Annotated in this window: 22 protein-coding genes; 13 read left to right on the top strand and 9 right to left on the bottom strand. The window is 56.5% G+C overall.

The window, feature by feature from the left end:
- Positions 1-20: 20 nt before the first annotated feature.
- The 4 genes from AC0IM9_RS07600 to dcd form a co-directional block, all read right to left on the bottom strand.
- Positions 21-2,444 (bottom strand): sensor domain-containing protein, encoded by a 2,424-nt coding sequence (locus AC0IM9_RS07600; RefSeq protein ID WP_482803582.1) that lies wholly within the window; start codon positions 2,442-2,444, stop codon positions 21-23.
- A 115-nt stretch (positions 2,445-2,559) separates the two neighbouring features.
- Entirely contained in the window at positions 2,560-3,543 is a 984-nt protein-coding gene (gene glk, locus AC0IM9_RS07595) for a glucokinase (RefSeq protein ID WP_482803581.1), read from the bottom strand.
- Positions 3,544-3,550: 7 nt separating this feature from the next.
- Positions 3,551-6,769: a phosphorylase b kinase regulatory subunit alpha/beta gene (locus tag AC0IM9_RS07590; protein ID WP_482803580.1), complete on the bottom strand. Its 3,219-nt coding sequence runs from the start codon at positions 6,767-6,769 to the stop codon at positions 3,551-3,553.
- A 39-nt stretch (positions 6,770-6,808) separates the two neighbouring features.
- Positions 6,809-7,375: a dCTP deaminase gene (gene dcd, locus AC0IM9_RS07585; protein ID WP_140912492.1), complete on the bottom strand. Its 567-nt coding sequence runs from the start codon at positions 7,373-7,375 to the stop codon at positions 6,809-6,811.
- A 171-nt stretch (positions 7,376-7,546) separates the two neighbouring features.
- Here dcd and AC0IM9_RS07580 point away from each other — a divergent pair, with 171 nt between their 5' ends.
- The 5 genes from AC0IM9_RS07580 to mtoX all read left to right on the top strand — a co-directional run bounded on the left by AC0IM9_RS07580 (position 7,547) and on the right by mtoX (position 11,076).
- Positions 7,547-8,143, top strand: a complete 597-nt coding sequence (locus AC0IM9_RS07580; protein WP_482803579.1) for a TetR/AcrR family transcriptional regulator — start codon at positions 7,547-7,549, stop codon at positions 8,141-8,143.
- A gap of 47 nt (positions 8,144-8,190) precedes the next feature.
- Entirely contained in the window at positions 8,191-8,415 is a 225-nt protein-coding gene (locus AC0IM9_RS07575; RefSeq protein WP_278210603.1) for an addiction module protein, read from the top strand.
- A 112-nt stretch (positions 8,416-8,527) separates the two neighbouring features.
- On the top strand, positions 8,528-9,154 hold the full coding sequence (locus tag AC0IM9_RS07570; protein ID WP_482803578.1) for a hypothetical protein: 627 nt from the start codon (positions 8,528-8,530) through the stop codon (positions 9,152-9,154).
- Positions 9,155-9,319: 165 nt separating this feature from the next.
- A complete protein-coding gene (locus AC0IM9_RS07565; protein ID WP_278210606.1) occupies positions 9,320-9,592 on the top strand; it encodes a DUF4242 domain-containing protein in 273 nt (90 codons plus the stop codon).
- 170 nt (positions 9,593-9,762) lie between these two features.
- Positions 9,763-11,076 carry a methanethiol oxidase gene (gene mtoX, locus AC0IM9_RS07560; RefSeq protein WP_482803577.1) on the top strand — a complete coding sequence of 438 codons (1,314 nt, stop codon included), beginning with the start codon at positions 9,763-9,765 and terminating at the stop codon, positions 11,074-11,076.
- Positions 11,077-11,170: 94 nt separating this feature from the next.
- On the opposite strand, the gene gatB is transcribed toward mtoX, so the two are convergent.
- From gatB to gatC, 4 genes are read right to left on the bottom strand one after another with little or no spacing between them, the layout of a single operon-like run.
- Positions 11,171-12,607, bottom strand: a complete 1,437-nt coding sequence (gene gatB, locus AC0IM9_RS07555; protein ID WP_482803576.1) for an Asp-tRNA(Asn)/Glu-tRNA(Gln) amidotransferase subunit GatB — start codon at positions 12,605-12,607, stop codon at positions 11,171-11,173.
- A gap of 19 nt (positions 12,608-12,626) precedes the next feature.
- Positions 12,627-13,229 (bottom strand): Uma2 family endonuclease, encoded by a 603-nt coding sequence (locus AC0IM9_RS07550; protein WP_482803575.1) that lies wholly within the window; start codon positions 13,227-13,229, stop codon positions 12,627-12,629.
- A gap of 13 nt (positions 13,230-13,242) precedes the next feature.
- Positions 13,243-14,694: an Asp-tRNA(Asn)/Glu-tRNA(Gln) amidotransferase subunit GatA gene (gene gatA, locus AC0IM9_RS07545; protein ID WP_482803574.1), complete on the bottom strand. Its 1,452-nt coding sequence runs from the start codon at positions 14,692-14,694 to the stop codon at positions 13,243-13,245.
- Positions 14,695-14,703: 9 nt separating this feature from the next.
- A complete protein-coding gene (gene gatC, locus AC0IM9_RS07540) occupies positions 14,704-14,991 on the bottom strand; it encodes an Asp-tRNA(Asn)/Glu-tRNA(Gln) amidotransferase subunit GatC (protein WP_482803573.1) in 288 nt (95 codons plus the stop codon).
- A gap of 114 nt (positions 14,992-15,105) precedes the next feature.
- On the opposite strand from gatC, the gene AC0IM9_RS07535 reads away from it, so the two are divergent.
- The 8 genes from AC0IM9_RS07535 to AC0IM9_RS07500 all read left to right on the top strand — a co-directional run bounded on the left by AC0IM9_RS07535 (position 15,106) and on the right by AC0IM9_RS07500 (position 24,284).
- Positions 15,106-16,149 carry a rod shape-determining protein gene (locus tag AC0IM9_RS07535; RefSeq protein WP_054760567.1) on the top strand — a complete coding sequence of 348 codons (1,044 nt, stop codon included), beginning with the start codon at positions 15,106-15,108 and terminating at the stop codon, positions 16,147-16,149.
- 160 nt (positions 16,150-16,309) lie between these two features.
- A complete protein-coding gene (gene mreC, locus AC0IM9_RS07530) occupies positions 16,310-17,209 on the top strand; it encodes a rod shape-determining protein MreC (RefSeq protein WP_445372956.1) in 900 nt (299 codons plus the stop codon).
- Complete coding sequence (gene mreD / locus AC0IM9_RS07525; protein WP_140912481.1) at positions 17,196-17,684, top strand: rod shape-determining protein MreD; 489 nt, start codon at positions 17,196-17,198, stop codon at positions 17,682-17,684. The genes mreC and mreD overlap by 14 nt, the downstream gene beginning before the upstream one ends.
- Before the next feature lie 6 nt (positions 17,685-17,690).
- Positions 17,691-19,541 carry a penicillin-binding protein 2 gene (mrdA, locus tag AC0IM9_RS07520; protein WP_140912480.1) on the top strand — a complete coding sequence of 617 codons (1,851 nt, stop codon included), beginning with the start codon at positions 17,691-17,693 and terminating at the stop codon, positions 19,539-19,541.
- On the top strand, positions 19,538-20,668 hold the full coding sequence (gene rodA, locus AC0IM9_RS07515; protein ID WP_140912479.1) for a rod shape-determining protein RodA: 1,131 nt from the start codon (positions 19,538-19,540) through the stop codon (positions 20,666-20,668). The genes mrdA and rodA overlap by 4 nt, the downstream gene beginning before the upstream one ends.
- Positions 20,669-20,712: 44 nt before the next feature.
- Positions 20,713-21,690 (top strand): lytic murein transglycosylase B, encoded by a 978-nt coding sequence (gene mltB, locus AC0IM9_RS07510; protein WP_482803572.1) that lies wholly within the window; start codon positions 20,713-20,715, stop codon positions 21,688-21,690.
- A 130-nt stretch (positions 21,691-21,820) separates the two neighbouring features.
- On the top strand, positions 21,821-23,233 hold the full coding sequence (locus AC0IM9_RS07505) for an MBOAT family O-acyltransferase (protein WP_482803571.1): 1,413 nt from the start codon (positions 21,821-21,823) through the stop codon (positions 23,231-23,233).
- The gene (locus AC0IM9_RS07500; RefSeq protein ID WP_482803570.1) at positions 23,208-24,284 is read left to right on the top strand and encodes a hypothetical protein; all 1,077 of its coding nucleotides are present in this window, start codon (positions 23,208-23,210) and stop codon (positions 24,282-24,284) included. The genes AC0IM9_RS07505 and AC0IM9_RS07500 overlap by 26 nt, the downstream gene beginning before the upstream one ends.
- A gap of 27 nt (positions 24,285-24,311) precedes the next feature.
- On the opposite strand, the gene flgL is transcribed toward AC0IM9_RS07500, so the two are convergent.
- On the bottom strand, positions 24,312-25,220 hold the full coding sequence (gene flgL, locus AC0IM9_RS07495) for a flagellar hook-associated protein FlgL (protein ID WP_445371569.1): 909 nt from the start codon (positions 25,218-25,220) through the stop codon (positions 24,312-24,314).
- Positions 25,221-25,227: the final 7 nt, after the last annotated feature.

Genomic DNA, 25,227 nt, shown 5'->3' with positions numbered 1-25,227 from the left:
CCTCTCCTGATTTGTCGTTCTCAATCCAGCGTCTCGGCTAACAGACGTTCGAAATCTTCTGCCGGCAGCGGTCTGGCAAACAAATAGCCTTGGCCGTAATCGCAACCGGCGGCTGTCAGCAATTCGCGTTGGTTGCTGGTCTCGATACCTTCCGCGACTACCTTGATCCCCAATTTATGGGCCATGACGATGATGGCCTCGCACAGCGCCAGATCGTCGGAGCCGACCGCCAGATTGCGAACGAAGCTTTGGTCGATCTTGATGTAATCGATATCGAATTTTTTCAAATACGACAAGGACGAATAACCGGTGCCGAAGTCGTCCAGCGAGACCTGGATACCGGCGTCGCGAAAGGCTAATAGTTGTTCGGCGACGCTGCCGCTGGCTTCCAGCAACAAGCCCTCGGTAATTTCGACGACGATGCTGTTGCCTGCCAGATTCAGGGCTTGCAACTGTTCCCGCCAGTCGCGGTGGCTGTCGCGCTCGTTGCGGAACTGCACCGGCGACTTATTGATGCTGATTTGAAAGCGCGAGTCGATCGAAGCCCGCCAAGCGAGAAGTTGTTTGGCAGCCTGTTGAAAGGTCCAATTGCCGATTTGGCTGATGAGTCCGGTTTCCTCGGCAATCGGGATGAACTCCGACGGGCTGACGACGCCGCGTTGCGGATGGCGCCAGCGAATCAAGGCTTCCGCTTTGCTGACCCGGCCGCTGGCGAGTTCCACGATAGGTTGGTAGCACAAATAGAATTGGCCCTCGGCCACGGCATGGCGCAAATCGTTGCTCAGACGCAGCCGGGATTGCGCGGCTTGCTGCATTGCCGGGATGAAAAAACAGTATTGGTTGCGACCCTGGCGTTTGGCCGCGTACATCGCTTGGTCGGCATGCTTCAGCAGCGAGTTGAGATCGCCGGCGTCGTCCGGGAAAAACGCAATGCCTATGCTGGTCGAGATGTAGGCGACTTCGTTACCCAGCTCGAAACATTCGGTCATCCGGTCCAGCAGGCCCAGCGCGATGCGTTCCACGTTACTGGGTTCGCCAACCTCGCCGAGGATGACGGTAAATTCGTCGCCGCCCAGCCGGGCGACCGTGTCGGTTTCGCGCACGCTGGCGACAATGCGCTGGGCGGCGATTTGCAGCAAACGGTCGCCCATGTCGTGTCCCAAGGTATCGTTTACTTCCTTGAACAAATCCAGGTCGATAAACAAGACTGCCAGCCGGCTGTGTTCACGCGTAGCCTTTTTGATGGCGTGGCCGAGGCGCTCGTGAAACATACGCCGATTGGGCAGTTGCGTCAGCGGGTCGAAGTTGGCCTGCTGCCAGATCAAGCCTTCGGCCTGTTTCTTTTCGGTAATATCGGAGAACAAGGCCATACGCCGGTGCACCTGGCGGTTGGCGTCGAATATGGTATTTACGGTCAAGGCTTTGGCGAAAGTCTCGCCGTTTTTGCGTTGGTCCCACAATTCACCGCGCCAATGGCCGTCGCTGCGGATTGCTTGCCACATCGCATCGCTGTGAACGCCGCGGTTCAGCAAGCCGATGTGTTTGCCGACCACCTCGTCCGACTCGTAGCCGGTAATGGCGGAAAACGCCGGATTGATGGTCAGAATGCGGTCTTCGGCGTCGGCCAGCAGCATGGCCTCGCTGCTGTGTTGGTAAATTAACGCCGCTTGTTGCAAGGCTTCTTCGACCCGCTTGCGCTCGCGGATGTCGCGGACGATTGCCAGGTTGTAGCCGACGTTGCCGTATTCGAAATAATTGGCGACCACTTCCACCGGTAAAATCTCGCCTTGTTTGGTCTGGTGCAAGGTCTCCAGCGTTACCGAGCGTCGGCTTTTCAGTTCCTGCCAGTGTTCGCCCCAAACCGCTTTCGGAAACAACGGGTCGATGTCGAACACGCGCATTTGCAACAATTCGCGGTGGCTGTAACCCAGGGTTTTGCAGGACTGGTTGTTGACGTACAGAAAGTGGGCGTCTTCCGCGATCAAGTAGGCGCTGTCCTGCATCTGGTCCATGCCGAAACTGAGCTGGGCCAGACGTCGGCGCGAGTTTTTTTGCTCGGTGACGTCGCGGAAACTCCATATCCGACCGTGAATTTCGCCGTCGGCAATTTGCGGCTGGTAATAGCTCTCGACGACGCGACCGTCTTTCAGTTCCAGTTCTTGGTAATGCTGTTGTTTCGAATTGCGGTAAATGTCGTCGACCCGGCGCAGAAATTCGTCGGCTTGTTTCAACTGGCCGAAAATGTAACGCAGCGATTCCGCAGCGTCGCCGACGTTCAAGCTGTCGTCGGTTATCCGCCAAATCCGCTTGAATTGTGGATTAAATGCCGCGACCTGCCCGCCTGCATCGACAACCAGGATGGCATCGGCTGTGGAGTCGAGCGCGGCTTGCAGAACCGCAATCGATTGGATTAGCCGGCTTGTGGCCTGCTCTGATGGAGGCATATCGGCGGATGGATGCGGCGCGAAATTCCGGTGAACCTGAAACATGAACGAATTGATTAAGCCTGGCCGAACCGGCGGGTTTGGCCGGAACCAGTGGCCACATCCGCCAATGGCCTTAGCCCGCGGCGTAGTAGTGCATGGCTCCCAATAGCGGTGTGCGTGGGTTCAACGCCAGTTTGACCGACACTTTGGATAACATGGCTTGAAACCGGCCTTTGGCGACGAAGGCCTGCAGAAACTCGCCTGACTCCAGGATCGGGCGGATTTTCGGACCGATGCCGCCGCCGATGAACACGCCGCCCGAGGCGAAGGCTTTCAGTGCCAGATTGCCGGCCTCGGCGCCGTAAAGTTCGGCGAATAGGCGCACGGTTTCCCGGCAGACCGGGTCTTCGCCGTCCACGCCCAGCCGCGAAATCAGGGCGTTGCGGTCGACGCCGGCGGCATCGGCCGCGGCCGGAATCGCCGGGCAGGGTGGGGCGTAGCGGCTATCGACCAGAAAGTCGTAAATATTGCTGAAGCCGAGACCGGACAGGACCCGTTCCCAACTGACATGGGCCGGATACTTTTGCCGCAAATAGGCCAGCAAGCGATCTTGTTGCGGGTTTTGCGGTGCGAAATCGCAATGGCCGCCTTCGGTGGCAATCGGGTGGTAATGGTTACCGTCCCAATGCAGAATGGCTTCGCCGAGGCCGGTGCCGGCGGCGATCACGGCGATATTGCCGGTTTGGGCTTCGGCGTTGGGATTCAGTTCGATAAAGTCTTGCGCCTGCAAATGCAGCATGCCGATCGCCATCGCTTCCAGATCGTTGAGCAATTTGACCCGCTCGGTTCCCAGGCGTTGCTTCAACTCGGCGCCGTCCAGCAGCCAGGGCAGGTTGGTGGTCTGGCAGCGCTGGTTCAACACCGGACCGGCGATGCCGAAACAGGCGGCTGACACCTTGCCGGAACCGTTCAGAAACAGATCCAGAATTTCGTCGAAGCTGGCGAATTCGCCGCTGGCGAAGGTTTGTTCCCGCAAGCAGTTCAACGAGCCGTCGCCCAGGGTTTCGATTAAGGCCAGAACCGTTTTGGTTCCGCCGATGTCGCCGGCTAGAATCATAATGTCCTCACACAGTGGGGTTGGCGTTGTTGAGCAGGTGGATCAAGGCGTCGAGTATCGCGTTGGCGACCGCGTGCGGCGGCAATTGGTAGAAAGCCTGCCAGGCCAGCGAGACGCATTCTTCGTAGTGGTCGCGGTATTGCGGATGCCGTTGCAACCAACTGATTCGCACCGCGTGGCCGATCAGAATATCGGTGACCAGCGTGTCGTCGATATACAGCTCCGGATTCTCCTTGACGATGGAGGCCAGCGCGCGCAACGCTTCCACACTCAACTGCCGATAAACCGGCGCCTGAATCTTGTTCAGGATATGGTTGATATGCAGGCGGAAGGTTTGTTCCCCGGCGGTCATCTGCGCCAGCATCATTTCACTGTCGATACGGCGCTTGCTGTTGTATTTCTCGCCGACCATCAAGCCCTTGCAATGGTGCAGCAACGTCCACAAACCGCTGAAAAAGGCTTCGTTTTCGCGGCCGACGCTGCCTTGCTGTTCGCGCCAGGCATACCAATCTTCGGCGCCGGCGCGGTCTTTCGGGTCCATGGCTTCCGGAAAGCGGGCCGCGGCCAGATCGCGTTGTGGGCCTTCGTAATTCAAGGTCTCGACTTGGCCAAGCTGGTTTTCGCTGTTGTTGTAGTCTTCCAGCGTTTCCCGGACCAGCGTTGCGACCTGATGCGGCGGTAGCGATAGTATGTCGTTGAAGGCCTGATCCAGCGAAGAGCTGTGCAAACGCTTGTAGCGGGCAATGATCAATTGCAGGATGTGGCCGACGCGGATGGTGTGCATGTCGGCGAACAGTTCCGGCTTCAGCTTGATCAGCATGCCCAGGTAGAGAATCAATTCCTGGATGATGATTTGCTGGCTGCTGTCGCCGGGATTGAAGGTGCGGATCGTTTCCAGGATTTGCCAGGAATCGGTCGGCCGCCGCAAGGTGGCTTTACCGCTGTAGGCGCGGCCCACGGTCAGGCCGTGTTGGCGCACCAGGATCTCGGTGGCGGCCTGTTCCAGGTTGATGTCGTATTTTTCCAGCAAGCCGGCGCAGCGCCGCACCAAATACCAGGCATGGCAATCGCCGGCGCGGGCGTAGACTTCCTCCAGTAAATCGCGCACCCGGCACGGTGTGCCTTCGCCATTATGCAGGCCGGTGTCGAAGTCGAGGCCGTGGCGTTGGCATAACAGGCTCAACGCTTCCAACTGGGCATACAGGTTGGGGTTGGTCTGCAAAAGATCGACCAATTGCTCGTCGCCGCCGATTTCCCATTCGGTCACCAGCAGATTATCGACAGCCTGCAGTGTGGTTGCATCGCCGCTGGGCAGGAGCTGGGCGAACGGCCGCTCGCCTTCTTCCCAACTGGCCTCGGAGAATTTGAAATCGTGCAGGTAACCGATGCGCTCGCGGGCGGCCGACGCGACTAAGTCGGTCAGCAAACCGAGCGAGGCGCGTACCCCTTCCAGGGTGCCTTGGCGCAATTGCGCGATGAAGTTCAGCAGCACCTCGCGGTCCGCGTTTTGCAGCATGTTGTGGCGAATGTTGATCGCCAACAACGGCGGCGCGGCGCTGTCACAATGGTTACTCAGGTAAGTCAGCTCCATGCGCAGGCGCTGGATCAGCAGTTGGTTGTCCATCGCCAGATAGAACCCTTTCTGGTTCATGAATTGCGGCAGGAACAACAAAGGTTCGCCGGCCAGCAGATACAATTTGGAGGTGGATAGCGTGCGCAATTGCCGCAACGGGCGGCCGGTTAGGCCGATCCGGTCGTTACGGCCGACCTGGTGGTAAGCCGCGGCCAATTCGCTGGCGTCGCGGACCTGAATCGGTGCGATTTCGGTCAGGGTTTGCGCCGGAATGCCCAGTGCGCGCAATTCGTCGCGCACCTCGTCGTCTTCGGCCAACAAGGCGATCTGTACGGTAGCGGCGGCGTGCAGCCGGTTGGTCTTGTAACGGCCCAGCGGGTCGATATCGTCCAGGCCGATCAAGCCGTCCTGCAACAGGCCGCCGAGGATGTACAGGCTTTGCGCCCAGACCAGCGGCACGTTCTCGTTGGCGATCCGGGTTTGGCTGTGCGGGTGGCGTTTTTCGGCGGCGATGGCGGGTTCCGGCACAATGTAAAGCTCCGGCAACAGCCACTGGCCGTTGTGTTCCACCAGCAAATCGTCCAGTTTACGCCGGTAGTCGCCGACGCCTTCGCTGTCTCCGGCAAACAGTTTGTTCAGTAGCAGGTAGCAGAAAAACAGCGGCCATTCGCATTCGATGTCCATGAATTGCTTCAATTCACTGGGTTCGTAATGCAGGCGCTGATGGTCCTCGATCACCGTTTGGTGGCCGTCGAGCAGAAAGCGTTTGCAGCCGTAACGGCCTTGCAGTTTCTCGACGATCAAACGCTCGGTGCGGGCGCGCAGCTCCGGGTTGTCGACGGCAAAGGCGGGGAAACCGGTCACGCTCAAAACGGCCGAATCGACTTCCTTGGAGATCGATTCCCGCGGCAGCAAGGATTCCAGCGTGATCCGGCTGCGGGCGATATCGTCGCTGATGACATGGATCACCGCGGTCTGGCCGCCGTCCCTGCCGAACAGGTTAAAGCCGGACATGGCCTCCAATGCCGCTTTGGCCATGCCGATCGAGCTGGCGTTGAGTTCGGCGATGCCGTGGTTCATTTTGTTGCCGCGTTCCCAAATGCCGTAATCCGGCGTGCGGTAGGCGCGGCTGATGTAGTGCACCAGATTCTGGACGAAGTTGACTTCGTCGGTGGTGAACACGATCCGCAGCCCGGACGCGGTCATTTGCGCCAGCATCAACAAGAACAGCGAGGTGGCGTCCAATTGCAGATGGCCCCATTCGTTGTCGCCGACCACGACTTCGCCGGTTTGGGTGTTGTACTTGGCGTGCAGCGCGTCCAGCGGGTCTTGGCTATGCTTGAATTTTTCGACCTTGGCCGCCTGGCGCATCATCGCAATTAACAAGCCGCGCATCAGCTTGACCACGCTCTGTTCCAGCAGATAGGTGCGCTCCTGTTGGCCTTCCAGTTTACGGTAGGCCAAAGCCAAACCCCAGGCGGCCAGGATGCTATAGACATTGTCGCGGACCCAGGCATCGGTGTAATTGCCGTGGGTATTGACCGCGGTGCTGGCCGGCAGCAGGCCGCTGATCCAGTCCTGGCGCTGCAGAATGATGTCGTTGACTTGGCGGTAGTAGCGGTCGAGCGTTTCAGATGTGCTGGTAGACGTCATGTCGTTATCCCAGGTGAAGTTAAAACGGCGGGACGCCGATCAGGCTTTGGGTAGGGTGACTCCGGTCTGGCCCTGGTATTTACCGCCCCGGTCTTTGTACGAGGTTTCGCAGATTTCGTCGCCGCCGAAAAACAGCATTTGCGCCACGCCTTCGTTGGCGTAGATTTTGGCCGGCAGCGGGGTAGTGTTCGAGAATTCTAATGTCACGTGGCCTTCCCATTCCGGTTCCAACGGCGTGACGTTGACGATGATGCCGCAGCGGGCATAGGTGGATTTACCCAAACACACTACCAGCACGTCGCGCGGAATCCGGAAATATTCGACGGTGCGCGCCAACGCGAACGAGTTGGGCGGAATGATGCAGACGTCGGATTTGACGTCAACGAAGCTGGCTTCGTCGAAATCCTTCGGGTCGACGATCGTGGAGTTGATGTTGGTGAAGATTTTGAATTCGTTGGAGCAGCGGACGTCGTAGCCGTAGCTGGAGGTGCCGTAGGAAATAATGCGGCCCTGGGCGGATTCGCGAATCTGGCCGGCCTGAAACGGCTCGATCATGCCGTGTTGCTCGGACATGCGGCGAATCCATTGGTCTGATTTAATGCTCATGTGGCTGGTTTATCGGTAAGCAGAAACAAAGCTGCAACATAACATAAAACGAAGCCGAAAAATCGCCAATTGGCTGGTCGGGAGTCGTTAGCCGATAGCGCTGATAAGGCTTATTAAAGAATTAGGAAAAACTGATTTACAAATTAGACGACCGGTCGCATAATGCGGTCCATGGCGAAAACAGCACCCAAACAAGTCAAAAAAGACAGGCTGCTCGAGCAGGGCGTCAGTCTGCTATTGGAAAAAGGCTATCACGCTACCGGCCTGAAAGAGATCCTGGACACGGTACAGATTCCGAAAGGCTCGTTTTACAGCTATTTCGGCAGCAAGGAACAATTCGCCGCCCAGGCGATACATCATTACATCGAGCCGTTTATCCTGCGTTTATCCGGCCATTTGCAAAACCCGGAAACGGATGGCCTGGCGGCCTTGAAGGCTTACTACCTGGGATTGATCGCCGAAGTGGCTCAAACCGGATTCAAGGGCGGTTGTCTGCTAGGCAATCTCATGGGCGAGATTGGCGACACCAGCCCATTGTGCCGCGATGCCTTATTGGATGCGGTTGGCAGATACAGTGCCTTGCAACAGGCGGCGTTGGAACGTGGCCAAAGGCAAGGCTCGGTAAGGCTGGATCGTTCGGCGAAAAGCATGGCGGATTTGATGCTGAATGGCTGGCAGGGGGCGCTGCTGCGGATGAAGGTCGAACAATCGGTGGAGCCTCTGCAGGCGGTTTGTCGGGATTTGTTGGATGATTATTTTCGGGCTTGATTGAGTTCCTACCTTATCGCATGCTAGCGCTAAATTGAAAGTGATTTATGGATGCGAAGACGATAACCGAAGAGACTCTAAAACTAGCTCCAGCAGCAAGAGCGTATATTGCAGAGATATTGATCGAAAGCCTGGATTGTGAAGACGACTTTCCGATTTCCGAGGAGTGGCGGCAAGAAATTGAAAAGCGTTGCAAGGAAATAGACGCCAATTCGGCGCTGCTGCTGGATGGCGAACAAGTCATGGCGGAGCTAAGACGGCGCTTTTTATGAAATATTTCCTGCATCTCAAATAGCGTGGAGCGGAAGAGAGTGACATTGTTTTACCGAAAACAGCCATGTCGGTGGATCCAATTTGTTTTTAGTTTTTTAAAAGGAATTTTTTATGAATCAGTCTCGCTACATTGTTTCGATTCTACTGACTTTTGTTATTGCTGGTTGCGCCTCCACCCAGTCTATTACAACTGAAAATAGACTGAAGATTCGGTCAGTAAAGGTAAACCAATCCATCAATAAGACGCCTTACATGTTTTATCTTGGCCCAAAGATGGCGGTTTCTGCTGGCTTTTTGGGTGTTATAGGTGCATTGGCCGCCAACAATCCAAATAAATCAGAAGCAGACTTATTACTTGGGTTTGCTGAAAATAACGGTATTTATATCGACAAAATCGTTTATGAAGAAGTCTCTAAAGCTGCACGGCAAGTTGGCAAATTTGAAGTTATCGAAACTGCAAGCCATGATGACGCAACCTTAAATATTGGAATTTATCAGTATGGTTTCAGTGTGCCTCATGGGTTTAGTTCAGAGCTGGTGCCAATACTGGCGATTGAATGCAATTTGGTCGATTCGTCGGGTCAGGTTTTATGGCTTGATCGAGAGCAAGTCTTGTCTCTGGGAAATCCGTCGAATAGTTTTTCTCTAAAAGAGATCGAAGATAATCCGAAGTTGATCGATGAAATGTGGCGTGTCTCCGCTAAAACTATCTCCGAGAAACTTTTTAATGATATGTAACAGTGAGTAGGCTGGGTAGAATGAAATGAAACCCTGCTGGGCGTATATCAATGCTGGGTTTCATTTCATTCTACCCAGCCTACGAATCGAAACAACCGCTGCCCACCCGGCAGCATTTTTTAACGCCGGCAAATTAGACGACCGGTCATTTATTAGGAGGTCATCATGCCCAAATACATCATCGAACGCGACATTCCCGGTGCCGGTCAGCTGACGCAAGCCGAGCTGCAAGGTATTTCGCAAAAGTCCTGCGGCGTGTTGCGCGAGATGGGGCCGCGTATCCAATGGCTGCATAGCTATGTGACCGGCGACAAGGTGTATTGCATTTATATCGCCGACAGCGAACAGGCGATCCGCGAGCACGCCGAGCAGGGCGGTTTTCCGGCCAATCGGATCGAGGAAATCAAGACCGTGATCGATCCGACCACGGCCGATTGAGCGATATCAGCTTGCGTATCGCCTATGTTGCGGCCTCAAACGGTAGGCCGGAATAAGCCGTCAGGCGTTTCCGGCAAACCTTTCGGCGCAGCCCAGGTAAATTCTACCGGAAGCGTTGACGCTTATTCCGGCCTATATCACCACAACACCTTCTCGGGGGAGAGAACACCATGAACTTTAAACTCAGCACCTTTACCGCAGCGCTATTGCTTGGCACCGCCAGCCTGTCAGCCAGTGCCGACGAAACCTGCGCCTCGCCGTACATGGCGAAAATCACCGGCCAGGAGGATTTCGTTTACATCTGGACCTTGGGCGCGGAAGGCGTCGGCGACGAGCAGGACAAACTGGTCACCGTCGACGTCAATCCCAAATCCAAGCAATACGGCAAAGTTGTCGCCAGCCTGTCGGTAGGCGGCCGCAACGAAGCTCACCACTCCGACTTTACCGATGACCGCCGCTTTCTTTGGGCCGGCGGTCTGGATACCAACAAGATTTTCATCTTCGATGTCGCCACTGACCCGGCCAAACCCAAATTGACTAAAACCATCACCGACTTCGTTGCCAAGAGCGGTGGTGTGGTGGGGCCGCACAGTTTGTATGCCTTGCCGGGGCGAATGGTCATCACCGGCCTGTCCAATAATAAAGACCACGGCGGCCGCACCGCGATTGTGGAATACAGCAATGCCGGCGACTACATCGCCACCTACTGGCTACCGACCGACGACAATCTGCAGGGTGCGATCAAATCCGGCAAATATGCCGACGGCTACAACTACGACGTAAGGGCTTTACCGCGCAAGAACTTGATGCTGACCTCCTCGTTCACCGGCTGGTCGAACTACATGATGGACTTCGGCAAAATGCTCAACGATCCGGAAGCAATGAAGCGCTTCGGCAATACCGTGGTGCAATGGGATTTGCACAGTCGCCAGCCGAAAAAAGTGTTCGATGTGCCCGGCGCGCCGCTGGAAATCCGTTGTGCCTGGGACGAAGCGCATAATTACTGCTTCACCAGCACCGCGCTGACCTCGAAAATCTGGCTGATTTACCAGGATGACAAAGGCGAATGGCAAGCCAAGGGCGTCGCCGACATCGGCGAACCGGCCAAGGTGCCGTTGCCGGTGGATATTTCGATCTCCAGCGACGACAAGACCTTGTGGGTCAACACTTTCATGGACGGCAAGACCCGCCGCTTCGACATCAGCGACCCGTTCCACCCCAAACAAGTGTTTGAGCAAAAAATCGGCGCCCAGGTCAACATGGTGTCGTCGAGCTGGGACGGCAAGCGCCTGTATTACACCTCGTCGCTGCTGGCGAATTGGGACAAGAAAGGCGCCGACAACGAGCAGTACTTCAAGGCTTATAGTTGGGACGGCGACAAGTTGACCGAGCAGTTCTCGATCGACTTCAATAAAGAGAAGCTGGGCAGGGCGCACCAGATGCGGTTCGGCGCCTACGCCTTGTACGGTAAAGCGCCGAAATAAGCGGTTGGCCCGCTGACCGCTGCCGGATTAGGCGAGCGGTCAGTGAGGGCGGAGACTGTGCTACGGCCCCCATGCTTAACGGGGGCCGCTACGCTTAGCCTTTAAGCTTGGCGATCAACATTTTGTTGACTTCGGCCGGGTTGGCCTTGCCTTGGGTCTGCTTCATGATTTGGCCGACCAGAGCCATCAGCGCTTTTTCTTTGCCGGACAAATATTGCTCTACCGGCCCCGGATTGGCGGCGATGACGCTGTCGACGATGGCTTCGATGGCGCCGGTATCGGTGATTTGCTTCAAGCCTTCTTTTTCGATGATTTCATCCGCGGTTTCGCTGCCGTTCCACAGTTTGTCGAACACCTGCTTCGCAGTTTTGCCGGAAATGGTGTTGTCGGCGACCCGTTTCAGCAGGCCGGCCATACGCTCGGCGCTGACCGGGCAATCGCCGATTTCCAGGCCGGCCTTGTTTAGTGCGCCGAGTACATCGCCGGTCAGCCAGTTGGTCGCCAATTTGGCTTCGCCGGATTCGGCCACAACTCTTTCGTAAAAGTCGGCCAGTTCGCGCGACGAGGTCAAGGTGGCGGCACTTTCGCCGTCCATGCCGTATTGGGCGATGAAGCGGCTTTTCTTGGCATCCGGCAGTTCCGGCAACGTGGCGCGAATTTCCGCTTTCAGCGATTCTTCGATCACGACCGGCAACAAGTCGGGATCGGGAAAATAACGGTAGTCGTTGGCTTCTTCCTTGCTGCGCATGGAGCGGGTTTCGTCTTTGTTGGCGTCGTACAGGCGAGTTTCCTGCACCACTTTGCCGCCGCCTTCGATCAGGTCAATCTGTCGTTCGATTTCGTGATTGATGGCTTTTTCGACGAAACGGAAGGAGTTGATGTTCTTGATTTCAGCGCGGGTGCCGAATTCCTTCTGGCCTTTGGGGCGGACCGAGACGTTGGCGTCGCAGCGGAACGAGCCTTCCTGCATGTTGCCGTCGCAGATTTCCAGGTAGCGCACCAGTTCGTGCAGTTTGCGCATGTAGGCCACGGCTTCCTTGGCCGAGCGCATGTCCGGCTCGGAGACGATTTCCAGCAGTGGCGTGCCGGCTCGGTTCAAATCGATGCCGGTCAAGCCGTGGAAATCTTCGTGCAAGGATTTGCCGGCGTCTTCTTCCAAATGGGCGCGGGTGATGCCGATGCGTTTGGTCTCGCCGTCGACTTCGATATCCAGATGGCCGTTGCCGACGATGGGTAGTTCGAACTGGCTGATTTGGTAGCCTTTCGGTAAATCAGGATAAAAGTAGTTTTTACGGGCGAAGATTGAGTGCGGGGCAATCTCAGCGTCGATGGCCAGGCCGAAGGTGACGGCCTTGCGCACCGCGTCCTGATTCAGCACCGGCAACACGCCGGGCAAACCCAAATCGACCGCGCAGGCCTGGGTATTGGGTTCGGCGCCATACGCGGTGGCGGCACCGGAAAAGATTTTGGATTTTGTAGAGAGTTGGGTGTGGATTTCCAGGCCGATGACGGCTTCCCATTGTGAGCTCATGGTGCTTTCCTTTTAAAACTTATTCGGCAAAAACGTCGTTCAGGTCGATTTGCAGGTCGGGGAATAAATACGGCGTGGCGATTTCGTCGCCGGGGTGCATGGCATGCAGCTGGTATTTTTCCTGCTCGTCGAGGACGAACTGGTACAGTGTTTGTTCGTACGGATGTACGATCCAGTATTCAGTGACGCCGCTTTCTTGATACAGCTGGTATTTCAGGCGCAACTCCCGTTGGCTGTTGCCCGGAGATAAAATTTCGATAATCCAGTCCGGGGCGCCGTCGCAGCCCTGTTCGGTCAGTTTTTCCCGGTCGCAGATCACGCACAGATCGGGTTGCACCACGCTAAATACGTCGCGGTCTTGAAGGAGGGATTTACGCCGGTCGTAAAGTTTGACGTCGAAGGGTGCTACGTAGACATTGCATTGTTTGTGTTTGAAGTGGTTGCCCAAACTCAAAAACAAGTTGCCGGCGACAGATTGATGCTTCCTGCTCGGCGCCGGCGACATCGCCAGGATCTTACCCTTGATCAACTCGACGCTTTCCTCCAGCCGCCAAGTCATATAATCGGCATAGCTGTACGTGCCGTTCAAATCCAGTTGCGAAAGTTGCGTGATAGGCGCCATGTTGCCTCCCGTGCTATTCGAAGCCTTTCGGTAATTGCAAATGCCAGTCGGTGACTTGCTGGTAGCGGTGGCCGATGTTCAGCAATTTGGCTTCGCTGAAATAATTGCCGATCACCTGCAAACCGACCGGCAGTCCGCCGATGAAGCCGGCCGGAATCGACATCGCCGGTAAACCCGCCAGGTTGATGGCGATGGTGTAAATATCTTCCAAATACATTTGGATCGGGTCGCTGGTTTTTGCGCCGATTTTGAAGGCAGTGCCGGGCGTGACCGGTCCCATCAGCACATCCACCTCGCTTAACGCGCGCTTGAAGTCGTCGCTGATCAGGCGACGTACTTGCTGAGCCTTCAGGTAATAGGCGTCGTAATAGCCGGCCGACAACGCATAAGTGCCCATCAGAATGCGGCGTTTGACTTCGGCACCGAAGGCTTCGCCACGCGAACGGGTGTAGAGGTCGGTCAGGTCTGCTGGATTTTGGCAGCGGTAACCGAAACGGACGCCATCGTAACGCGACAGGTTGGACGAGCATTCGGCCGAGGCGATCACGTAATAGGCTGGAATCGCCAGTTCCAGGTTTGGCATATCCACTTCCTGCACCGTGGCGCCGAGTTTTTGGTATTCGGCAATCGCGGCCTGAATCGTTGCCGCCATTTGGCTATCGAGCTGGCTGCTGAAAAACTGTTTGGGCAGGCCGATTTTCAAGCCCTGCAGACTGTCGTTCAGGCCGGCGCTGTAATTCGGAACCGGTTGGTCGACGCTGGTGGAATCTTTGCTATCGAAGCCGGCCATGGTTTGCAGCAACAGCGCAGCGTCTTCGGCGTTACGCGCCATCGGCCCGCCCTGGTCCAGACTGGAGGCGTAGGCGATCATGCCGTAACGCGATACCCGGCCGTAAGTCGGTTTCAAACCGGTGATGCCGCAAAACGCCGCCGGCTGGCGGATCGAGCCGCCGGTATCGGTGCCGGTCACCGCCGGTGCCAAGCGTGCGGCGACGGCGACTGCCGAGCCGCCGGACGAGCCGCCGGCGACGCAATCGGTGTTCCAGGGGTTACGCGCCGGGCCGTAGAAACTGGTTTCGTTGGACGAGCCCATCGCGAATTCGTCCATGTTCAATTTGCCCAGCGTCACGGCCCCGGCCTGGTTGAATTTATCGACGACGCTGGCATCGTAAGGCGCGACAAAGTTGTCCAGCATTTTCGAGCCGCAACTGGTTTTAACGCCCAGAGTACAGAAAATGTCTTTGTGGGCGATCGGAATCCCGGTCAAATCGCTTGCATCGCCGGTGGCCAAGCGTTGATCGGCGGCCGCGGCCTGGGCTAACGCGTGTTCCTCGCTGATGGTGATGAAGGCGTTCAGCGCTGGGTGTTGTTTGATCCGTGCCAAAAAGGCGTGCGTCAGTTCGACGCTGGAAAATTGTTTGGCGCGCAGGCCGGCCGCCAGTTCGGTTAAAGTCTTGTTGTGCATGGGGTGTCCTTACTCGATGACTTTGGGAACCAGATACAAACCGGCTTCGGTTTGCGGGGCGATGGCTTGGAAATGCTCGCGCTGGTTGGTTTCGGTCACGCGGTCGGCGCGCAGGCGCTGGGTTTGGTCCAAGGGATGCGCCATCGGCGCGGTGCCGGCGGTATCGAGTTGGCCCATTTTGGTCATCAAATCCAATATGCCGGACAGGTCTTGCGCATAGTGTTCGACGTCTTGTTCGGCAATGCCCAACCTTGCTAAGTGAGCGATTTTTTTAACGTCATTCGCCGTTAAGGACATTCTTCTAACTCCAGGTTTTCTTAGTAAAACTATGATACTTTATATCTTGCTCAAATACCCGCTTGATTGATAAAGTAGCGGGATTTTCCGTGTGCGCTTAGGGTACTGCTCAAAATGTTTAAAAGAATTCGTGGCCTGTTTTCCAACGATTTGTCAATCGATTTGGGAACGGCAAATACGCTGATTTATGTTCCGGGCCAGGGCATCGTACTCAATGAACCGTCTGTTGTTGCAATCAAGGAAGACAAAATTCGCGGCCAGAAAACCATCGCCGCGATCGGCGCCGACGCCAAAAACATGCTGGGCCGCACACCCGGCAACATCACCGCGATCCGGCCATTAAAAGACGGCGTGATCGCCGACTTTGCCGTCACCGAGCGCATGCTGCGGTTTTTTATCAAAAAAGTACACGAAAACAAATTGCTGCGTCCCAGTCCGCGCATCCTGATCTGCGTGCCCTGCGGCTCGACCCAGGTCGAACGGCGGGCGATTCGCGAGTCGGCGGCGATGGCCGGCGCCCGCGAAGTCTACCTGATCGAAGAGCCGATGTCGGCCGCGGTCGGTGCCGGCCTGCCGGTCGATGCCGCGCACGGTTCGATGGTATTGGATATCGGCGGCGGTACGTCCGAAGTGGCGGTGATCTCGTTGAACGGTATCGTTTACTCCGCTTCGGTACGAATCGGTGGCGATCGCTTCGACGAATCCATCATCAGCTATGTGAGGCGCAATTACGGCACCTTGATCGGCGAAGCCACTGCGGAAAAAATCAAACACGAAATCGGCGCCGCCTACCCCGGTAGCGAAGTGCGGGAGATGCAGGTCACCGGCCGCAATCTGGCCGAGGGCGTGCCGCGCAGTTTCTCGCTGAACAGCAACGAAATTCTGGAAGCCCTGCAGGAGCCGTTGTCCGGCATCGTCAGCGCGGTCAAGGTGGCATTGGAGCAGACCCCGCCGGAACTGGGTGCCGACGTTGCCAGCCGCGGTATTGTGTTGACCGGTGGTGGGGCTTTGTTGAAAGATATCGACCGCTTGATCTCCGAGGAAACCGGCTTGCCGGTTTATATCGCCGACGACCCTTTGACCTGCGTCGCCCGCGGTGGCGGTATGGTGCTGGAAATGCTCGACGCCAAAGGTGCTTCGGCGTTTTCCTTGGAATAATATCCGACAGCATTTCTGCCGGGGCTGGTGCGGAGGCCAAAGCCCGTCCTTCTTAATTCATACTTGTATCTGGCCCGGTATTGTTCCAAGCCGGGCTTGACGTCTTCCGCACGCGTTGGCGGCGATTTTGAACGTTGCGTTTAGACATTAGAGGTTTGCCATCAAACTTTTATTCGCCAAAGGTCCTTCGCTAAATACCCGGTTGCTGGTAGCGTTGCTGGTTTCCGTTTCGATGCTGGTGATCGATTACCGTAGCGAGCGGCTGAGCCGCTTGCGTTCCTTGCTGTCGGTGCTGACCTATCCGTTGCAGGCCCTGGCTTCATTGCCGGTGGACTTGTCCCATTCCGTCTCCGACACGGTGATTTCCTTCGTTGAGTTGCAAAAAGAGAATCGCCGCTTGAAAGAGCAGCAATTCGTCAACGACGCCAAATTGTTGAAACTGGCCGCCTTGGAAAAGGAAAACACCCGCCTGCGCATGTTGCTGGAGAACTCGTTTCAACTCGGCGAGCAAGTATTGATAGCCGAGCTGGTCTCGGTGAAACTGGCGCCGTACGAGCACACCGTGGTGGTCAATAAAGGCGCCCGATTTGGCGTGCACGCCGAGCAGCCGGTGCTCGATGCCAACGGCATTGTCGGCCAAGTGGTCCGAGCGTTGCCGTCCAGTTCCGAGGTGATGCTGATTACCGACCCGGACCATGCCATTCCGGTGCAAGTCAACCGCAACGGTTTGCGTACCATTGCCTTCGGTACCGGCCAACCCAACCGTCTGCACTTGCCGTTCCTGGCAAATAACGCCGATGTCGTGCCGGGCGACTTGCTGGTCACCTCCGGCTTGGGCGGTGTGTTTCCGGCGGGTTACCCGGTCGCCGTAGTCGATAAGTTCGAGGCCAGACCGGACAAGTCTTTCGCCAATATCTACGCCACACCGAAAGCCGATCTGGACAAGAGCCGCGAATTTTTGATCGTCTGGAGCCATTCGACGCCGGTGGTGCTGGGCGAACCGGGCAAGCCGCCGGCCGATGTTCAGGACGGACGGGAGAGTGCCAATGGCGCGCCTTGACCTGTTGGCGGCTACCTATTTCCTGGTTACCGTTGCTGCGGCGATGGTGCTCAGGGTGATGTCCTTATTTCCGGCAATGGACATCTTTAATCCGGATTGGGTGGTTTTGGTGTTGATTTACTGGTCGATTGCTTTGCCGGAAAGGTTTGGAGTGTTTACCGCTTGGAGCGTGGGGCTGCTGACCGACGTGTTGACCGGCCGGTTATTGGGGCAGTATGGATTGATCTATGCGCTGGTCTGTTACTTCAGCATCAACGAACATCGCCGGCTGCGCCAATTCCCCATCGTGCAACAGTGCCTGTGGGTGTTGTGTTGTCTGCTGGCATCGCAATGCGTCACTTTCGGCTTGGAAAGCATGCGCGCCGGCAACCGTTTGCCGCTGGAGTTCTGGTATCCGGTGCTGAGCGGAACTTTGGCCTGGCCGCTGGTGTTTGTGGTGTTGCGCTATATCCGGGTCATGGCGCGCATCGTCTGATCGGGTATGGATAGAAAATTCGCGATCAAGGACCCGTTGGCGGAAAGCCGCCTGTTTCTGAGCCGTATCGTTACGGCTTTTATCTTGATCTTGTTCCTGATAGTCGGACTGGTGGTGCGCCTGGTTTATCTGCAGGTGGTCGGTCACGAGCATTACGCCACGCTCTCCAAAGACAACCGCATCAAAATCTCGCCGCTGCCGCCGACCCGGGGCGTGATTTACGACCGCAAAGGCCGGATGTTGGCGGAAAACGTGCCGACTTACAGCCTGGAATTGATCCCGGAACAGATCGGCGACCTGGACGATACGCTGAAGCGGTTGCAGCAGTTGTTGAATATTTCCGACGAAAAAATCGACGCCTTCCATAAGCTGCGCAAGCGCAATAAATCCTTTACCACGACGCCATTGCTGCAAAACCTGACCGACGAGGATGTCGCCAAGTTTGCCGTGGTGCGGCCGTATTTTCCCGGCGTCGATGTTTATGCCCGGCTGGTGCGGCATTACCCCTACGCCGACTTGGCGGCGCACGTGGTCGGTTACGTGGGCCGGATCAGCGAGGATGAGCTGAAAAAACTGCCTCTGGAGCAATACCGCGGCACCGACCAGATCGGCAAAATCGGCATCGAAAAGTATTACGAAAGCCATTTGCTCGGTACCGCCGGCTACGAAGAGATCGAAACCAACGCCCAGTCCAGAGCCTTGCGCACCGTGTCGACCGTGGAGCCGGTGGCCGGCTCCAATATTTATTTGACGCTGGATATCGATTTGCAAAGAATCGCTTACAACGCGCTGCAGGAATATAACGGCGCCGCGGTGGCAATCGAAATCAAGACCGGTGGGGTGCTGGTGTTCGCCAGCCGGCCGGGTTTCGACCCCAATCCGTTCGTGTCCGGCATCTCGGCCAAGGATTACAAGTCCTTGAAGGATTCCGAGGATCAGCCTCTATACAACCGGGCCTTGCGCGGCTTGTACCCGCCCGGATCGACGATGAAACCGTTCTATGCGCTGGCCGGCCTGGAGTATGGCGTGATCGATTACGGCCACCGTTTGTTTTGCCCCGGCTATTACAAATTGCCCAACGTCGATCATAAATACCGGGATTGGAAGAAATGGGGCCACGGCATGGTCGATATGAACGAAGCGATCACCGAATCCTGCGATGTGTATTTTTACGACTTGGCGATGGCCCTGGGTATCGACAGAATGTCCAGTTTCATGAACAAATTCGGTTTCGGCGAAAAGAGCGGTATCGATCTGGTGGGAGAGGTCGACGGCCTGATGCCGTCCAAGGAATGGAAACGGCGGTATCGCAACCAAGCCTGGTTTCCCGGTGAGACGGTGATTACCGGGATTGGCCAGGGCTATACCCAGGTGACGCCGTTGCAGTTGGCGCGGGCTACCGCGACGCTGGCTAATTACGGCAAAGTAGTCAATCCGCATTTGGCCCATGAAATCATCACGCCCGACTATGCGGCACCGCCCGAATTGCGTATCGTCCCCGACATTCCATTGAAGCCGGCCAATGTGGACAACATCCTCCGCGCCATGACCAATGTGGTGCACAGCCCGCGCGGCACGGCGAAATTGATCGCAAAAAACATCAATTACCAGATTGCCGGCAAAACCGGAACGGCACAGGTGTTCACGGTCAAGCAGGAGGAAAAGTACAACGAGGACGCGATCGATTTCAAAATGCGCGACCATGCCTTGTTTATCGCCTTGGCGCCGGTGCACGATCCGCAGATCGCCGTTGCGGTGATCGCCGAGCATGGCGGCCACGGCGGTTCGGTTGCCGCGCCGATTGCGGCCGAAATTATCGACGCTTACCTTAATCAGCCCAAGGATGCCGCGCCATGAGACACGAAATGCGCAACGAGCAATTCCAGGCGCCGTCGTTGCTTGGCAGCCTACTGCGTAAATTGCATATCGACATACCGCTATTCATCGGTTTGCTGATGATCTTGGCGTTGAGTTGCGTGATTTTGTACAGCGCCGGCGGCCAGCAAGTTTCGATGCTGGTGCGGCATGCCAGCCGCGCCGGCTTGGCGATCGGTTTGATGACGGTGTTGGCGCATATCAATCCGCGCCGGTTTCAGAGCTTTTCCGTCGTGTTGTTCTCGGTATGTGTGCTGTTGCTGGTTGGTGTGGCGGTCATCGGCCAGATCAGTATGGGGGCTCAACGTTGGCTGGATTTGGGGTTTTTTAGGTTTCAGCCGTCCGAGTTCACTAAAATCAGCGCGCCGATGATGGTGGCTTGGTATTTGGCCGAGCACTCGTTGCCGCCCAAACCCAAACACGTGATGATCGCGGCCGGCCTGTTGCTGGTGCCGGTGCTGTTGATCGCCAAACAGCCGGATTTGGGGACGGCGTTGTTGGTGGCCAGCTCGGGGGCGGCGGTGCTGTTTTTTGCCGGCTTGTCCTGGTGGTTCATGTTGAGCGCGGTGGTCGGGCTGGCGGCGTCGACGCCGATTCTGTGGCACTTCATGCGCGAATACCAGCGCAACCGGGTGTTGACGCTGTTCAATCCGGAGGCCGATCCGATGGGCACCGGTTACCATATCATTCAATCCAAAATCGCGATCGGTTCGGGCGGCATCAACGGCAAGGGTTGGCTGGGCAGCACTCAGGCCGAATTGGATTTTCTGCCGGAGAGTTCCACCGATTTCATCTTCGCGGTCTTCGCCGAAGAGTTCGGTTTGTTCGGCTGCGTCGGCCTGCTGCTGTTGTACTTGCTGGTGATCAGTCGCTGCTTTTATATCGCGGTGCAGGCTCAGGATACCTATTGCCGATTGCTGGCCGGCAGCCTGTCGTTTACCTTTTTTGTTTATGTGTTCGTCAATATCGGCATGGTGATCGGCATTTTGCCGGTGGTCGGCGTGCCGCTGCCGCTGGTCAGTTACGGCGGCACGTCGATGGTGACATTGATGGCCGGTTTCGGTATTTTGATGTCCATCCACACCCACCGGAAGTTGTTGCCGGTATAACGCACGCCCGGTCGTCGGCCGGGCCATTTTTATAGAACTTTGACATGACTATGAAAACCAAATTTGCGGTTCTGCTGCTGTCGTTAATCGGCATCGGCCCGGTTGCCGCCGAAATCGCGCCGACCGATTCGTTTAACGCTTTCGTCAAACACATGGCCAAGCAGCACCGGTTCAACGAAACGGAATTGCGCACGCTGTTCAAAGCCGTGAATATCCAGCAGCCGATTCTGGATGCGATGTCCAAACCGGCCGAAGGCAAGCCCTGGTTTCAATACCGGGAAATTTTCATGACCGAAGCCCGCATCGCCGGCGGTGTGCAATTCTGGAAAGATAATGCCGCGACCTTGCAGGCGGTGGAGCGCCAGTACGGCGTGCCGGCCGAAATCATCGTCGCCATCATCGGCGTCGAAACCAAGTACGGTGCCCATACCGGCAAATACCGGGTGATCGACGCGTTAGCCACGCTCGGCTTTGCCTATCCGCCGCGTAGCGAGTTCTTTCTGAAGGAACTCGAGCAATTCCTGGTGCTGGCGCGGGAAGAGCACATGGATCCGTTGCAACCGATGGGTTCCTATGCCGGAGCGATGGGATTCCCGCAATTCATGCCCAGCAGTTTCCGCAGCTTTGCCAAGGATTTCGACGGCGACGGCAAGCGCGATATCTGGACCAATCCGGCCGACGCCATCGCCAGCGTTGCCCATTATTTCGTGCGCAACCAGTGGCAGCCGGGCGCACCGGTAGCCTATCCGGTTTCGGCCAAGGGCGAAGCCTATCGGCAGGCCCTGAGCAAAGGCGTCAAACCCGATATCGGCGTGGCCGAGCTACGCCAGTTGCAGGTCGAATTGCCGCAGCAATTGGCCGGCACCGAAAAGGTCAAACTGTTGAGTTATCAGCAACAGGCCGGCGAGGATTTGTGGCTTGGATTGCATAACTTCTACGTCATCACCCGCTACAACCACAGCCCGCTTTACGCGATGGCGGTATACCAACTGAGCCAGGCCATCGCCGCGCGCAAGACCTAATCTGCTGGGCAGATAACCGGCGCGGGGCGGATTATTCGGCCCGCGTGCTGCCGAATTTGCCGCTATGGACTACGCTTAGCCGAAACTTTTTCGGCGGCCGTCCGTTCCGGCCTCGGTCAGCAACGTCTTTATGCAATTCGATTCATTCTTATTTTTGATTTTTTGGCTGGTCGTTCTGGTCTTGTATTACTCGATCCGGGATTGGCGCGGCCGCAAAATGATGCTGTTGATCGCCAGTTACCTGTTTTACGCGGCCTGGAACCCGCCGTTTGTCGTGTTGCTGTGGATTTCGACCAATGTCGATTTTTGTCTGGGCAAGCTGATCGGCGCGGCGCAGCATCAGCCGCGGCGTAAGGCATTATTGGCGGTAAGCCTGCTGGTCAATCTGGGTTTTCTGGGGTTTTTCAAATATGCCGATTTCCTGAATCAAACCGCTGCCGAAATCTTGGCTTGGTTCGGCATAGGCTACCAACCGCAACCTTTAGGCATCGTCCTGCCGATCGGCATTTCGTTTTATACCTTTCAAAGCCTGTCCTACACCCTGGACGTCTATCAACGCAAAATCGCTGCGGAAACCAGCTTGCTCGACTTTTCCTTGTTCGTGACATTTTTTCCGCAACTGGTGGCCGGCCCCATCGTCAGGGCGCCGCAATTTTTACCGCAATGCAAGACGCCGCGGCAAACCGGTGTCGACCAGTTCGTCTGGGGTGTGACCTTGTTTTTGTTCGGCGTGTTCGCCAAAGCCATACTAGCCGACGTCGGCTTGGCGCCGGTGGTGGACCAAGTCTATGCCGATCCCGCAGCCTTCGGTGCGGGGGATGCGTGGTTGGCGGTGCTGGCCTTTTCCGGGCAGATCTTTTTCGATTTTGCCGGCTACTCACTGTGCGCGATCGGGGCGGCGATGACCTTGGGCTTCAGCCTGCCCGATAATTTCCATTGCCCTTACGGCGCTTTGGGCTTCTCCGATTTCTGGCGGCGCTGGCATATTTCGCTATCGAGCTGGTTGCGGGATTACCTTTATTTCAGTCTGGGCGGTAACCGCGTCCGCCCGTTGCGGACCGGTTTTAACTTACTGCTGGTCATGGTTCTGGGCGGTTTGTGGCACGGCGCTGCCTGGACCTTTGCTTTGTGGGGTGTCATTCACGGCACGTTTTTGGCGGTGGAACACGGCTTGAAACACGCTGCAGGGTTTCGCCTTGAAAGTTCTGCCGCGAAACTGGGGCTGATGTTGGCGACATTTTTGTTGGTGTCGTTAACCTGGATTCCGTTTCGGGCTCAGGGCTTCGAAAACCTGGCGGCGATGGCGGCCGCATTGGTCCGGAGCGATGGTGCCGCGGTCCTGTCCGAGTCCAGTCGCATCGTGGTGGCCGGCATCGTGGCGGCCATGCTGCTCTGGCATATTCTCGCCCGCGAAATTCGGCTGGAGCAAATCTTCGAACGGTTTTCACCCATGGTCCGCGGCGCGCTGATCGCCGTTTTAACAACTTCCGTCGTCATATTTTCCAACGGTGACAGTCGTGCCTTCATTTATTTCCAATTCTAGCGATCGGTTACCCAAGCCCGCCGTCAAGCGCGCATTTGGCTTCGGCTTGCTGGCGGCCGTATTGTTATTGGCCGTGGTCGAACTCCGGCTGCGGCAAATCGGCTTTCAGCCGACCGTGCAGGACAGTAAAGAGTTGTGGGCGGCGCAACGCGGTAAGGCGGCGCTATTGGGTAAGCGGGCCTTGATTTTGGTGGGCGACTCGCGGATGCAATTGGGCATGGATCTGGACGTGCTGGCGGCCGAGACCGGTCTGATGCCGGTGCAACTGGCGATAGACGGCTCGGAATTTTTACCGGTATTGGCCGATCTGGCTCGGGACCCCGCAATCACCGGCAAATTGTTGGTGTCCGGCGACGTTTGGAAACTGACTGCAAATCGGCCGCGCGACCGCGCCGAAGAATGGGTGGAGTTCTATCACCGAAAATACAAGGATCTGGTGTCGGCCAAATTGGAAACCTTGTTGAAAAGCCAGGTTCAACAGCACTTGGCGTTATACGGCGGCGGCATTCCGCCGTTGGAATTGTTCAAACGGCTGACCACACCGGGTAAAGTCAGGCCGCTTTATTTAAAAACGGATGCCAACCGCGAGCGCGATGCCGACTACCAATTAGTGGAACAACCGGGTTTTTACATCAACCGAGTGTTACGAAATCTGGGGCAGCCGATCAATATGGCCGGCATCGATACGCAGCAGAAGTTCGAGCAGGCCGTCGGCGACAAACTAAGGCAGTCGGCTACGGTGCAATTGTCCGCAGACCAATTCGCTTATACCAACGACCTTGCCCGGCAAATCAAGAACAAGGGCAGCAATCTGGCTTTTATCAATTTCCCGTCGACGGCTCTGGTCAGAACCATAGAGGAATACCGTTTTCCGCGAGAGGCGGGCTGGGACGTGTTTGCGGCGCATAGTCCGGCGCTTGCCTTTAATTGCTGGGATTATCCGGAATTTGCTTTCGCGTTGCCGGATGGCGCGCATCTGGACCAGCGTGACAAGGCCGAATTCACCCGGCGTCTGGTCGTCAAGCTGAAGGCGCTTGGATTCTTCACTTGAGTCCCGGCCGCGCCGGCCGGCGTGGGCTCAGGATATGTAGTTGAACAGCGACAGGTTTTGCACCTTGGTGAACGCATGCTGCGCGGCTTGTAGCGAGATCTGTTGCTGATTGAATTTGCTCAGGGCTTCGGCGTAGTCCAGATCGCCGATGTCGGATGCAGTCGCTTTGTTGTCCAGGATATAGTCGGCGTTCAGGTTTTCCTGACCGTCCAATGCATTCAGCCGGGCACCGGTCGAGGCGCGGATATTGTCGAAACGAACCAGCGCCCGGTCGATATCGTCCAGCGAATTTTTATTCGGCGTGTTGGCCTTCAAATCGCTGGATAACTGAGCAACTGCTTGCAATACGTTGTCGATCGACCCGGCGCTCAGTGGTGCCAACTGGATCGTGCCGAACACCGCTTCGCCGGGATCGCCGTCGGTGACGACCCGGTTGGGGCCGATGCCGATTTGGCGTTGGTTGCCGTCGCCCAGATAAGCGTAATCCGGGGTGTCGGTAAAGGCCGGCTTATCGCTGGCGTAGCCGGAAAACAAATACTCGCCGTTGGCGTTTTTGGTGTTGGCGATGCTGAGCAAATGCTTGTTCAACTCGTCGATTTCCATCGCGATTTGCTTGCGGTTGGTTTGAGTATTGGTGTCGTTCAGCGCCTGTACCGTCAACTCGCGGATCCGGTGCAAGACGTCGGTCGCGTTTGCCAGATTCGACTCTTGCAGGTCCAGCCGTTGCCGCGCCACTCCGATGTTGGTTTGGTATTGCTGGTTTTCCTTTATGTTTTGCTCCAGGCTGAGCATGCTGGTCGCCGCCACCGCGTTTTCGGCCGGGTTCAAATACTTTTTACCGGACGACAGTTTCAACTGGGTTTCGTTGAGCTTCGATTGTTGATCCAGCATCGCACTCAAGCCGAGCTGATGATTCCAGGAAGTTGAAATACGCATGCTAATC

Source organism: Methylomonas sp. Uni0011, from assembly GCF_056850255.1.
This window is presented reverse-complemented; position numbering and strand designations above follow the sequence as displayed.